This is a genomic window from Vibrio sp. 10N.239.312.D08, from assembly GCF_041466145.1.
GTDB lineage: Bacteria > Pseudomonadota > Gammaproteobacteria > Enterobacterales > Vibrionaceae > Vibrio > Vibrio crassostreae_C.
In genome coordinates, this window is sequence record NZ_JBFSSD010000011.1 from 71,064 (window position 1) to 84,004 (window position 12,941).

The following is a 12,941-nucleotide window of genomic DNA, read 5'->3' on the forward strand; positions in this document are numbered from 1 at the left end:
GCTTCGTCAACACTGATGTTGCCGTCGCCTACGGTCGTCAAGTCGATTGTCGGTAGATCCGCATTGTCCGCATCCAACGTCGCGTTTTCGCTGTCTGTCGCCGCGTTGCCCGCTGTATCCGTCACGTCCGCTTTCACGGTGATCGCACCATCAACCAGACCCTTACCTGTTAGGTCTGCTGTCGTGCTGAACGCACCATCCGTCACGGTCGCTGTGAACTGAGCTGTGTTGCCTTGGCTGTCAGTCACGGTCAAGGTCACTGTCTGACCGTTTTCGACATTCGTTGTGGTACCTGACAAGGTCACTTCGTCTGCTTCGTCAACACTGATGTTGCCGTCGCCTACGGTCGTCAAGTCGATTGTCGGTATAACCATATCAATTGAGTATGTTTTGTCGGTGCTAGAACTAAACTCATTCCCAACCCAATCTTGTCCGGTAACAGTAGCTGTCACTGAATTATCAGCTACAAGATCACTGCCCTGAACATCTACACTCCATGTTTTATCACTTTGGACAACAGTCAGATAAGTCACACCATTTACTACGACTGATACCTGGTCACCAGTATCCGCATCTCTTCCAACAGTACCTTTAACTGAAACGGTACTTTCGCTTTCACTTTGATTGATAACATTGTCGTCAGTGATGGATTCAATAAAGATCGTTCCTCTAGCAGCTAAATCAACTAGATAGAACTCTGTCGAAGTAGCCGAGCCAACATTTCCAGCTTCATTTACGACATCTACCTTCGCGTCGACGATGTTATCGCTATCGGAGTTTAGGTCAGACCCATTGACGTCAATGCTATATTTCCCGTCGATTACTTGGCCTGTATACACAACGCCATTGATGGTCAGTGTTACTGTTCCAGAAACGTAATCCTCACCAGTAATAGAACCTGTAATCGTAACCGTCCCTTGAGCTTCAGTTGCGTTAATGACTGAGTCTTCAGTAATCGGATCAATATCTATGTTTACATTAACCGGAGTCGAGTCATAAATATGAGTAGAAGTTCCTGAGCTTGAAACACTGTTTCCTGCGCTATCGGTTGAACTAACAGAAACAGTGAACTCGGTGTCTTCTGCTAGGTCCTCACCATTAACACTTAGTTCCCAAATACCATTCTCTTTTACAACACTAGTATATGTCGCTCCATTGATGACAGCAGTTACGACGTCGTTAGGTTGTATGTCTCCACCGGTAGCAGTACCTGTAACAAAAATTGTTTGCTCTTTTTCAGTCTCAGTAACAACATCATCTGATGTAATGCTATCTACGATCACATTTCCTGATTCTGCCTGTGTATCAAGAGTGAACGTCAGCGTTGAGCTGCCTGAAGTATTACCTGCTGCGTCGGTTTGACGAACGGTGATCGTGTTGTCACCTTCCGTTGGTACTGGAGCCGTTGTCGTCCAGTTTCCGTCAACAAGGTATTCGACTGTCGCGCCATCTTCGGTGCCATCGACTGTGAAGCTGCCGTCGTTGGTTAAGAAGTCATCCGCTGCTGAGCCAGAGTCCGTATCCAGTGTCAGTGTTGGCGCATCTGGCGCTGTTGTGTCACCGATGGTCTCGCTGTCTGTGCCTTGGCTACCAGATTGCTCAATCGAGCGGAAAGCATCTAGCAGACTCAAGCTTTGAGTTCGAGACATGCCTAGCGCTTCAAAACCCGTAGTGATGAACTCAGTACCAGGGATTGTTTCTTCGCCATCACGCTCAATAGTTCCGCTAGTCCCTAAACTCGAGCCATTTTGACCGGCAGCTGTCGCAAACTCTTCACCGAGTTCAGCTGGGTCTTGGCCTTCTTCTAATGCAGCAAAAATATCAGCGATATCTTGGTCAAGTTCGATCTCCCCAGCTTCGGGTGAAAAACGCTTCGCTGATACTTCCGGAGTATTAGGGGCATTTAGGGATTCAAGAATGACATCCCCCGCTTGCAATGGCTGGCCGTCTTCTAGGACTTTAATTGTACCATCTACCGAAATAACAATGCGTTGGCCAAGTGCTAATGCACCGCTCACATTCAATACTGTCATGTCCATATAAACCCCTAAAACCCATTTTCAATCAAAACGTCAAAATAGTGACATTGTATTTATAATATTAGACAAAATATAACACCTAACACTATATAATTCATAGTTATGAATGCATATTTTAACAAGTTCGTATACACCATGATGACAACGGTCACATACATCAATATCGAAAGCGCTCTCAAATTTTACATAAGTTATTGTGCTAACGAAAAATAATTGACATATTAATAGGGTTCAAAGTGCATCAAACATCACAATACGCACAGCGATCGGTTAACAACTTTACAACCATTTACGAGCACCAATTGTAGCGATCGTAAATTTTTTGGCGGTTCATCTGAATTTTGTATATTATCGTGCAAAATTAAGACTCAGGTGTGATTCATTTTGGAGAGATGCAAATTGAACAGGATTCAAACGACGACCATAGGGCTATCTATAGCACTGACCTTTCCAGCTACAGCACAAACCTTAGAGCAAGCTGTCGCTTCTACGTTGGAAAGCAACCCTGAAATCAAAAGTGCTTATAACGAATATATCAGTAAGCGTTATCTTAACGACGCTTCTGGTGGTGCTTATCGACCAAGTATAGACTTAGATGGTGGGATTGGTTATGAACATACTGATCTAGCAACCAACCAAGACACTACCGATCTGACTAGAAAAGAAGCAACGATCACCTTGACCCAGTTAATATGGGATGGCGCTAATACATCCAATGATATTGACCGTACTGCGGCTGATGCAGAGTCCGTGCGCTATCAACTACTATCTAACGCGCAAGACATCGCTTTAGAAGTAACAAAGGTTTATCTTGATGCAGTGAAAGCCTATGAAGTGCTTTCTCTTTCGGAAAGTAACTTAGCGACGCACAAAGAGATATATAACGATATTCGTAAGCGCGTGGAATCAGGTATTGGTTCAACCGCAGATATGTCACAAGTTGAAGCTCGTATTGCGAAAGCGCACGGGAATTTGCTTGCTGCTCAAAACAACCTTTTTGATACGCATACTCAGTTTAAAAGACTTGTTGGTCAATCTCCTTTAGGGTTAACTTTCCCTCGCGCAGATGCGGGTGCAATTCCTTATACCGTTGATGGTGCGTTGGCAAAAGCGTTTAACCAGCATCCAGTCATTAAGATTGCACAAGCCGATGTTGACTCAGCGAAGTTCCAATACAAACAATCTAAGAGTACCAACTACCCGACTGTTTCTTTTGAAGCCGCTCAAACTTGGCGTGATGACGCCGGTGGTACAGAAGGCAGCAGCGATGAGTTTTCTGCCATGGTTCGTTTAAGATACAACCTTTACAATGGTGGTTCGGATCAAGACCGCACAGAAAGTGCAGCCTACCAACTCAACAAAGCCAAGGACCTTCGCGAAAGTACTTACCGCAATGTAGAAGAGAGTCTACGTCTATCATGGAGCGCACTTGATTTAACGGTTCAGCAAAAAGAGTTCCTATCTGACCACGTAGACTCGGCATCAGACACGGTAATCTCATATGAGAAACAATACCGTATCGGTAAACGTACCCTTCTCGACTTACTTAACACTGAGAATGAATTATTCGAAGCTCGTAAAGGCTATTTAGATGCTAAGTATGACGAGCAATACGCAAAATATCGCGTAATGAACGCAACTGGTAACCTACTCATCGGTTTACGAGTTGAGATCCCAGAAGAATGGAATGAAAAGGTGGAATATTAATGAAGCTTACCAACACAGTATTATCGCTTTGCTTCATGGTTGTATCTGCCAATGCTTTAGCTGAAAACAACGAAGATGAATTCGAATATCGCGCTCTACCGCCGGTCACTCAAATTTACGATCTTCAAGATGATGACAATGACGGTGTAATAAACGCGCGAGATTTATGTCCCGATACACAAATTGGTGCCGAGATCGATAACGACGGTTGTGGATCATATTTCGAGTCATCGGAACAGAAAGAACTTCACATCTTATTTGCCAACAATTCAACAGAAATCAATCCTGTTTTTCTTGGCCAAATTCGTCAAATGGCCGCGTTTTTAAAGCGGTATGAAAGCACAACCATTCGTCTACAAGGCTACGCGAGTAAAGTCGGAAACGCGGCTCACAACTTAGACTTATCGAAAGAACGAGCATCAAATGTAAGGCGAGCCCTAATAAGTAATGGTATACAACCATCTAGAGTGACAATCGTTGGCTACGGGGATACCGTTTCTAATGAAGAGGGAACCAAAATCAACCATGCGCTCAATAGAAAAGTTGTCGCTTCTGTCGCCGGATTCAAAGGCAACATCAAAGAAGAATGGCATATTTTTACAAAAATTGGAAAGTAACCACTCTTAGTTATGCCTCATCTGAAACGTTATCTTTAGGTAGCGTTTCAGTACGCTTATAATTCCTTAAATAGCATATACCTAAGCCGTCTATAATGTTAATCTTGTCACGTTATCAACATAGAGAATTAATCCATGAGCAAACTAACCGCTGATACTCAAGCAAATCTAGAACTTTTCGTTTCTGAAACACAAGAAACTAAACTTGTATGGGGCCTTCGTAACGAAGAAGGTTGGCTAGCATGTGACTCAAGTGAATTCGAAAGCAGCGAAGTGATGCCATTTTGGTCTTCAAAAGAAGATGCTCAGACTCACAACGTTGAAGAGTGGGCTGATTTTGAAGTATTAGAAATCCCACTAGATATCTTTGTAGAAGACTGGCTACTGACTCTTGCTGAAGACGGCGTTCTTGTTGGTACGAACTGGAATGCAACATTAGAAGGCAAAGAACTTGAGCCTTCTGACCTAGCGAAATTATACATCTAATTTCCGATATCGGTCGCACGATTCGCGCGACCGATATACCTCTGATTAGTATCAATAAATTAGAGACCTACCTCGCATAACCACGTAGTCGCACCATTCAAAATTTGAAGCAACATCAAACTAATAATAGAATATCGTTCTTTATCTGATTGATCGTCTCTTGTGAATCACTTCGTTTTTGTTACCTTTCTACTATTCATTAGCTTTTGTTCTTATAGCCAAGTATCAACATCAGATCGTGACCACAATTCACCAGTCTATACCTCCAATCTAAGCTCTACTCCAAATGCTGATTGGAACGCGCTTTATCTCTCTACTTTAAACCACTCTCCTGAGCGCGCATTAAACATGCTGCAAACACGCTACATCGGCTCAACGGTTTATGGAGATAAGCTTTACCTTGCGTCTCTTCTGTATCAATACATGAGCCACCGAGATCAGCCGTTCTACGGAATCGCTTCAAACGACAATGACTACCAAGCGATAGAAACAGCGTTTATTTCTGCTCTGAGGAAAGACGGCAAAGGCCAATATGAACAAGCACAACAAGGCTTTCTAACACTTTTAGCGAAAATGCAATCTCGCAGTGATTTAACTGGTAAAGCCTTACTAAAGTACCAGCTATGCCGATCGCTTAACGAGCAAGCTAAATACCATCAAGCGAACTATTACTGCTCTGCCCTTCAGTCAGATTTACATGACATCGCTGACCCTGTATTACCAAAATTCGGGACTTATCGAGTCATCGCGAACAATCATCATTTCCGCAGTGACTATCAAGCTGCACTAGACACCTACCTATCACTAATAAACGTGTTTCCACAAGGGCATGATATTTCAGGGGTTTACAACGATGTGGGTAACTTGCTCAAAGAATTAAAGCAATATGAAAAATCGGCGGAGTATCTAGAGCAAGCTCTCATTCTCAGAGTAAACGCTTCAGATTTAATGAAAGCACAAGTGCATCACAGCCTTGCGGATCTCTACCTTAACCAAGAGCAAAGTGAACTAGCAATTCACCACTTTCAGACAGCAAGAACACTGCTGAGCTCAACGTCGCATAGCTACGGTATTGCACTCACAAGTCTTGGCTTAGGAAAAGCGTACACTCAAACGAAAAACTATGATGTGGCGAGAACCTACCTAATTGAGTCTCTTTCAGCTTCGAGCGAACTGAGCAATGATGTCATTCGCATCAATGCTTACTTGGCGATCAGCGATATGTTCGAAGAACAGAAACTGCCAACGGAAGCACTCAACTATGCTCAACAAGCGCTAGAATTAGCTGAACAAGTCACAAGGCATAAATACATCGCGCAGTCACTTCTTCAGCTTTCTGATATTCATCAATCACTCAGCGATTACCAACAAGCTTTCTATTTCTACCAGCGATACTCGTCAATACAAATGGAAGCTAGAGATATCGACAATCGACTCGCACTCGAAGCGCTCGGCCTGACGCACGCCAAATATGAACAAGAACTAGAAAGCTCTTTCCTGACACATCAGACGAAACTCGACCGCGTTCAAATTGAAAAAATGGAACATCAAAGATGGATGTACAACATCGTTGTTATTCTGTTGCTTTGCGCTGCAAGCTTCACGGTATTGATAAACAAAACGGTTCGCGCAAAAGCAGCAATTGATGGCTTAACGAAAGCATATAGCCGAACTGAGATAATTCGAAGAATCAAAAGAGTGAAACGCTGTAAAGGGACGGACAAACAGCATGTGCTCGTGCTGCTCGATCTAGATAAGTTTAAGAAGATTAATGATGAGCATGGGCACCCTACTGGTGATCGGGCACTGGTCCATATTAGTGATCAAATTAGAAAACACTTAGTGAATGGTGAATTGTTTGGTCGCTTAGGGGGTGAAGAATTTGTCATCATGTTAACCGATACCCCACCAGCAGAGGTACGAGAACGCGTTGAAGAGTTGCACTACGCCATTTCAAGCACTGTCTTTTTATCAGAAAGCAAAAAGTCACTTAATGTGACCGCGAGTTTTGCTTATCTAGCAACCTCAAACGCATTAAGTGACTTTGATGACTTGTATTCAGTGCTCGACCAAGCACTCTATCAAGCCAAAAGCAACGGCCGAAACTGCATTATTGATGCATATAACGAACCGATTGATTTACCTGAAATTATTTATTCTCAGCCTGTTTGCGAACCAACTCAGCCATGATGCTTTCGCGATCACCGAGGTAATCGTTAAGGCCAACTTTACGCAGTTCACATGCCGGACAATCGCCACAGCCATCACCAACAATGCCGTTGTAACAAGTCAGTGTTTTGTTTCTAACAAGTTCAAGTGCTGAGTACTGGTCTGCTAGCGCCCATGTCTCAGCCTTGTTTAACCACATTAGCGGTGTTTTGATATCAAGCTGCTTGTCCATACCTTGTACAAGTGCAGAGTTCATCGCCTTCACAAAGTCATTACGACAATCAGGGTAACCAGAAAAGTCTGTTTCACACACACCTGTAATCACGGTTTCAGCACCGATTTGGTAAGCGTAAATACCCGCTAGAGTCAGAAATAGAATATTACGACCAGGAACGAATGAATTCGGCAGCCCATTCTCTTGCAGCTCATGAGACACAGGAATATCGTCACGAGTCAAAGAGCTGATAGCCAGTTCATTCAACAGAGTCACATCCATCACTTTGTGCGCTTTCACACCAAGCTCTTTCGACAATGACTCAGCAACTTCAATCTCGAGTCTATGGCGCTGACCATAATCAAACGTAATCGCATGAACTTCATCATACTCTTTTAATGCTTGAACAAGACACGTTGTTGAGTCTTGACCACCACTGAATACTACCACTGCTTTTTTCATCTTAAATCCTTACGAGAACCTTCTACTAGCGACTTATCTTGCCCAGTAAAAATACAACCTATGCGATGCTCAAATATTTGTGAGTTTGTATTGATAAGCGCCAATTGCGCTCAATGCAGGTATCAATACAAAGCTGAGTAGCGCGGTCTTTTTGGCTGATTGGTTGCAGAGCGATAACAGTGTCGTTAGGAACTGCTGCTCGCTCCAATAAACCGTCAAGTTGTTCAATGTCTTTGCTTGTACCTACTGGATGCTTAATTTCGTTAGCACGTTGCAAGGCGCTATCTAAGATTTCCAGTTTCGCTTTCATCGCCACTTTCGGTGACACCGTAACCCAAGTGTCCGGTGTGGCTTTAACTTCTGATGTTCCGCTAGTCTCAATCTGACAGCGACAACCGTGCTGCTCAAACGCTTCAGTAAGAGGAACAAGATCATAAATGCATGGCTCACCACCAGTAATCACAATGTGCTTAGCAGTGTAACCTTGCTTGATATATTCATTCACGATTCCTTGAGCATCGATTGCTGACCAAGTAGGTGAATCTTCTGTCTTAACCATAATATCGCCAAGGCTGGTTTCCTCTTCTGGCAACGCTTCCCAGGTCTGCTTGGTATCACACCAAGAACAGCCCACTGGGCAAATTTGCAGACGAACAAAAACAGCGGGAACGCCAGTAAACACGCCCTCACCCTGAATGGTTTCAAACATTTCATTAATCTTGTACAACTTTCCCTCAGCTCAATCATTTGATGAAATTAATCAACCGCAGACCTTAAAGCACTTCCCCCTTTTGGTCAAACAAATGAGTACTGATAAATGAGTTGATCAAAGCCCTAGCCTGAACTTTCAAGTTCCCTTATCCTTTCGCCCATAGATTTCGTTAGCTTTTAATTTTTTAGTAAGGAACAACATGTACAAACTGATTGCTCTTGATATGGATGGCACACTACTCAACAGTGAAAAAGTGATTTCTCAAGAGAACAAAGACGCAATCGCCAAAGCACGAGCTGCAGGTGTGAAAGTAGTTCTCGCTTCTGGTCGCCCTTTAGAAGGCATGCAAAGCAAATTAGATGAGCTTTCGATTGACGGCGAAGATGACTTTGTACTCTTCTACAACGGCTCTATGGTTCAGAACGTATCGACAAAAGAGATCATTCACAGTGAGATCAGCAACGGCAAAGCCGCAAAAGAGATTGCTGCCCTCGCTCAACAGCTTGGTGGTTATGTCCATGCTTTCAGCAAGATCCACGGCTTAATCACACCTGAGAACAATGAGTACACTGGTATTGAAGCGCGTATTAATTGCTTAGATATAACCGAGTTCGACTTTTCTCAACTAGAAGATGACCACGAAATCATCAAAACTATGATTGTCGCTGAACCAAGCAAGCTGACTGAAATCATCGGTAAGTTGCCACAAGAGCTTAAGACTCAGTTTACTATCGTACAAAGTGCACCATTCTTCTTAGAGTTCCTAAACCCGAAATCAAACAAGGGTGTCGGTATTGAAGCGATAGCGAAACACTTAGGCATTAAAGCGGAAGAAGTCATCTGCATGGGTGATGCTGAAAACGATCACCATATGCTTGAATACGCAGGCCTTGGCATTGCAATGGAAAACGCAATGGAAGAAACCAAGAAACTGGCGGATCACATCACAGCTAGCAACGACGACCATGGTGTAGCGGTCGCGATTGAGAAGTTTATCTTCAACTCATAAACGCTCAACAGGTTCTAATAAGAATTACTTTTTGCTTGTTTCAGAAATGACAAAGGCTGTGCACGGCACAGCCTTTTTGATTTTGTGTTAGTCGAGTCGCTTACTCTCTTTTCCATGGCAGACGAAATGCCACCACACCAAACAGAATCAAGATTGGGAAACGTAACGTTTCAACAATAAATGAAGCAATACCGCTGAAAGAGACAAAGCTTCCAGCCCAGCTAATCAGCAGATTTCCCGCTAATAACATCGCCATCACTCCAAGAACGATCTTGAATGAGAACTGGCCAACCAAAGGTTTCGAGTCTGTTAACGTCACTAGGCATGCAATCGTCATCAAAATCGCCACCCAGAATGAGAATGTTGGCAGTGGCCATATCACCGTCAGAACAATCGACAGTAAGCACAATGCCCACCAAACACCTTTAGAACTCAATAAGGCGCTAATATCAACATCCGGTTTCGCGTCTAATCTCACGATATGCCACGTCGTTAAAGCGCCTAATACGCCACCCATTAATACATCACTAAAAAACGCACTACCTGAATAAGACTTAAATAGCATGATCCACAGCAGGCCAGCGAGCACTACCAGAATGGCTTTTTGCTCCAAGAGGCGCTTTAGTTTCCAAAAGACTAACAAGGTTAAACTGACCCACAAGGCAGCCAACAGACTTGGAAAACTATACCCACTGCTCATCACCAGTTTCAATGTTGGCATGTAAGCGTGTGGACCTGGAAAACCAAAACCTTGGTGCGCGATTAAAGTAAGTAGTGTCACCGAGATCAAAGTGAAGCAAAACTTCAACGCGAAGTTACGGCCAAAGTACCAAGCAATTAACGGCAATATCACAATGAAGACCCATGGCTTGGCCAACAAGTCAGTCAAAAGCACAGTATTCGCAAATACGCTTGGCATCTTATCGAACGTGTTTTGAAGTGACACAATCCAATTTAATTCAACTTGATGGACTTTGGGTGCCGCGCCCACCAGCTCAGTCACATACGTCACCGGTTGATCTGTCGCAGATAAAAACAGCTCGTTAATCTCAGACCACTGTTCTGGGTAGCGGTATTGGTGATCTTGCAATTCAGTAGGAGGAAGTAACATCGCTCGGCTGACTTCCACGCCATAATGAGGAGCAAACCAAATCGGCAGCTCAAAGCCACCTAACTCATTTCGAGCCTTGTAACTGATCACTTCAGAGTCAGAAATACAATCAAACACGACGGCACTGTCGGTATAACCTAGCACATCACCGACCGTTACCGACAAACCAGCCTCTTCCCACGTTTCACGTTGCGCCGCGACGCCTGGCGGCTCACCTGAAACAACAGTGCCTCCCGGTAGAGACAATTGACCGGTGATCAACTCATCAACCAACACGATTTGGTTATCAGCACGTACTACACACAAGGCGCCCGCGATATGATCGGGCAAAGTGTCGTTTGCCCAAGCGGAAGTAGTACTCAAAAGAGACAGTATGAAAACTAATAAATATCGAATAACCAACGAGTTTACCTAAAAAATAATAGAAGAATATTGAAGACTGCTGTTGCAGTTGAACTATTGTAATCAAAGCCACACAAAATCGCTGTCTACGTTTTGTGCAAAGCCTTCCTCATCCATTGAATGTGAGGTGTGAACCCCATTTTTTGATAGAAGTCCTTGGCAGGCGAGTTAAAGTCCCAAACTTCTACAAAGACTTGTTCAACCCCATAATCATCAAAAGTACTTTCAACTTTGTTAAACAACTTTTCAGCAATCGATTCTTTTCGATAATCAGGCAAGACAAACAGTTCATCGACACTTCCCATCGGCACTGGTTTGCTGACCGTTGAGATAAGCTCACAAAAATGCCCAGAGATAAAGCCAACAATGAGCTCTCCTTTTAATGCCACATAAACCAAACATTCAGGGTCATCCAAGTATCGTGCAATGCTTTTTTCCTGCTCAATCTCTTCTGCCGTTTTAAAGTGCTCTGGGCTAGCAAGGTGGTGATAATGGTGGAGATCGAACATTAACTCGTTAAGTTGTTCCAAATCCGCGTGCTTTGCGGCCCTTAAGGTGACATTCATGACTATTGCGCTTCTCAAACCAAATTAATATCTAAACTGAGTCTAGTTTACTTGCCGTGAGTATCTATACAAGTTATTGAATTAATTCATTGTTTGAAGTGTGTATTTTAGATACAAAAACGGCCACATTACGTGGCCATTCTGTTTGAATGATTTTGAATTAAACGAATATCGAAGCTATGTTTTTTGCTGTGGCTTTTGCTGTAGCTTCAGCTTTATGCACCGTTATCTTCTTTCTCTTCTTTGAGATCAGCAAGCTGTTGTTCCAGTTCAATAAGCTTAATTTCCGCCTCTACTTCCGCAACTCGCTTTTCTGCATCGGTGCGATTGTCTTGCGCTAGACCATCAGCAGTAACTTGGGTTCGTTGTGCGTTTCTTGCATCGTCCGTATCTTTCATTGAACCCGCAACACCACCGGTCTCACCACCTAATGCAGCGCCCTTAACGGCTAAACTCGCATCTCCAGTTAGAGCGCCGGCTGTTGCTCCTAATAAAGCACCACCTACCGCACCACGATTACGTGCGGCATTCTCATTTTCGTTATCCATTGCTGGTGATGCGCAACCAGAAAGAGTCACAATCAGTGTCGCTAAAAGAAAAGGTTTAGTGAATTTCATAGGAGTCTCGCTTAGTTCTTCGTTTTGAGTAGAACCATCTTAAGCAGAGCCGTTAATGAGATAAATAAAGCCACGTTTAGACGATACATCATGTTCAGCTATGTATTATTCAGCCATCGCATAACTGATTAATGATATATAGCTTTGAGCTCGCTTTATCCTCACCAACAAAAAAGGCGACCAATAAGGTCGCCTCAATCGCGCTTTCTCTATAATTCTTGCCTTTCACATATCTCTTAGCCTTTAGACCAAAAGTTTTGCATGTTTGCTACGCTAGGTGGTGGCCTAACACCACAATCTCGATAATGATTTTTATCGCCGATCCCCAGTATCTTGCCATTTTCGTCATCAATCATAGCCGCAACTTTAACACCGTCTCCCACATGGCGAGTTAACACGACAATTTCACCAGCTCTTTCAGACCTTACTGCGCCTAAGATTTGATATTCGTAGCGGCCTTTCCTTGAATTAACGATCATCTTCGAGTTAATAGGGTCGGCTTCATATCCCACACCAATATCAAAAACCGCTTGATAGAGATCGACGCCAGTCTTGGATTCGCATTTAAATACCTTGGGATGGCTCAAAGGCTCTAACAACGCTCTACTCGCTTCATCCTTTGAAATACTGGCACTAGCAGCACTACTGACCAGTAAAGCAATCAACAAAAAGTAAGCTCGCATAAAAAGACCTCAATATGTGGGATTCATAATGAGGTCATAGTAAACGTAATGGATAAGCGGATGAATAAAGTAGAGTTTAGGTAAACCATCACGCTGGCTTATGTATAAATCAACAAGCCGAAAATGATACTTCCTAAACTACGACGT

Annotated in this window: 12 protein-coding genes; 5 read left to right on the forward strand and 7 right to left on the reverse strand. The window is 43.4% G+C overall.

The window, feature by feature from the left end; all coding sequences use genetic code 11:
• Window positions 1-2,039: Ig-like domain-containing protein (locus AB6D58_RS08365; protein WP_372156964.1), on the reverse strand; the 2,039-nt coding region annotated here is incomplete at its 3' end.
• 441 nt (window positions 2,040-2,480) lie between these two features.
• Between AB6D58_RS08365 and AB6D58_RS08370 the strand changes: the two genes are divergently transcribed.
• The 4 genes from AB6D58_RS08370 (at window position 2,481) to AB6D58_RS08385 (ending at window position 7,039) form a co-directional block, all read left to right on the forward strand.
• On the forward strand, window positions 2,481-3,746 hold the full coding sequence (locus tag AB6D58_RS08370) for a TolC family outer membrane protein (protein ID WP_372150686.1): 1,266 nt from the start codon (window positions 2,481-2,483) through the stop codon (window positions 3,744-3,746).
• Complete coding sequence (locus tag AB6D58_RS08375) at window positions 3,746-4,363, forward strand: OmpA family protein (RefSeq protein ID WP_372156966.1); 618 nt, start codon at window positions 3,746-3,748, stop codon at window positions 4,361-4,363. Before AB6D58_RS08370 ends, AB6D58_RS08375 begins: the two co-directional genes overlap by 1 nt.
• 135 nt (window positions 4,364-4,498) lie before the next feature.
• On the forward strand, window positions 4,499-4,849 hold the full coding sequence (locus AB6D58_RS08380) for a DUF2750 domain-containing protein (protein ID WP_010438559.1): 351 nt from the start codon (window positions 4,499-4,501) through the stop codon (window positions 4,847-4,849).
• Between the two features lie 162 nt (window positions 4,850-5,011).
• A complete protein-coding gene (locus tag AB6D58_RS08385) occupies window positions 5,012-7,039 on the forward strand; it encodes a diguanylate cyclase (RefSeq protein WP_017062304.1) in 2,028 nt (675 codons plus the stop codon).
• Here the strand turns inward: AB6D58_RS08385 and queC are convergent.
• Both queC and queE read right to left on the reverse strand, forming a co-directional pair.
• Entirely contained in the window at window positions 6,999-7,694 is a 696-nt protein-coding gene (gene queC, locus AB6D58_RS08390) for a 7-cyano-7-deazaguanine synthase QueC (RefSeq protein WP_017063822.1), read from the reverse strand. The two genes, AB6D58_RS08385 and queC, sit on opposite strands and share 41 nt — an antisense overlap.
• Window positions 7,695-7,752: 58 nt before the next feature.
• A complete protein-coding gene (queE, locus tag AB6D58_RS08395; protein ID WP_346762947.1) occupies window positions 7,753-8,421 on the reverse strand; it encodes a 7-carboxy-7-deazaguanine synthase QueE in 669 nt (222 codons plus the stop codon).
• A 184-nt stretch (window positions 8,422-8,605) separates the two neighbouring features.
• Between queE and AB6D58_RS08400 the strand changes: the two genes are divergently transcribed.
• A complete protein-coding gene (locus tag AB6D58_RS08400) occupies window positions 8,606-9,415 on the forward strand; it encodes a Cof-type HAD-IIB family hydrolase (protein WP_102428957.1) in 810 nt (269 codons plus the stop codon).
• Between the two features lie 100 nt (window positions 9,416-9,515).
• Here the strand turns inward: AB6D58_RS08400 and AB6D58_RS08405 are convergent, their stop codons facing one another.
• The 4 genes from AB6D58_RS08405 to AB6D58_RS08420 form a co-directional block, all read right to left on the reverse strand.
• The gene (locus tag AB6D58_RS08405) at window positions 9,516-10,928 is read right to left on the reverse strand and encodes an NUDIX domain-containing protein (protein WP_372156968.1); all 1,413 of its coding nucleotides are present in this window, start codon (window positions 10,926-10,928) and stop codon (window positions 9,516-9,518) included.
• A gap of 86 nt (window positions 10,929-11,014) precedes the next feature.
• Window positions 11,015-11,494 carry a GNAT family N-acetyltransferase gene (locus AB6D58_RS08410; RefSeq protein WP_017062299.1) on the reverse strand — a complete coding sequence of 160 codons (480 nt, stop codon included), beginning with the start codon at window positions 11,492-11,494 and terminating at the stop codon, window positions 11,015-11,017.
• 215 nt (window positions 11,495-11,709) lie between these two features.
• Window positions 11,710-12,111, reverse strand: a complete 402-nt coding sequence (locus tag AB6D58_RS08415; protein WP_372156970.1) for a glycine zipper domain-containing protein — start codon at window positions 12,109-12,111, stop codon at window positions 11,710-11,712.
• Window positions 12,112-12,347: 236 nt separating this feature from the next.
• Window positions 12,348-12,794: a hypothetical protein gene (locus AB6D58_RS08420; RefSeq protein ID WP_372156972.1), complete on the reverse strand. Its 447-nt coding sequence runs from the start codon at window positions 12,792-12,794 to the stop codon at window positions 12,348-12,350.
• Window positions 12,795-12,941: the final 147 nt, after the last annotated feature.

Coding starts and splice junctions, on each gene's coding strand:
- AB6D58_RS08380 (WP_010438559.1), top strand. CDS start 4,499: ATGAGCAAACTAACCGCTGATACTCAAGCAAATCTAGAACTTTTCGTT.
- AB6D58_RS08410 (WP_017062299.1), bottom strand. CDS start 11,494: ATGAATGTCACCTTAAGGGCCGCAAAGCACGCGGATTTGGAACAACTT.
- AB6D58_RS08415 (WP_372156970.1), bottom strand. CDS start 12,111: ATGAAATTCACTAAACCTTTTCTTTTAGCGACACTGATTGTGACTCTT.
- queC (WP_017063822.1), bottom strand. CDS start 7,694: ATGAAAAAAGCAGTGGTAGTATTCAGTGGTGGTCAAGACTCAACAACG.
- AB6D58_RS08375 (WP_372156966.1), top strand. CDS start 3,746: ATGAAGCTTACCAACACAGTATTATCGCTTTGCTTCATGGTTGTATCT.
- AB6D58_RS08400 (WP_102428957.1), top strand. CDS start 8,606: ATGTACAAACTGATTGCTCTTGATATGGATGGCACACTACTCAACAGT.
- AB6D58_RS08420 (WP_372156972.1), bottom strand. CDS start 12,794: ATGCGAGCTTACTTTTTGTTGATTGCTTTACTGGTCAGTAGTGCTGCT.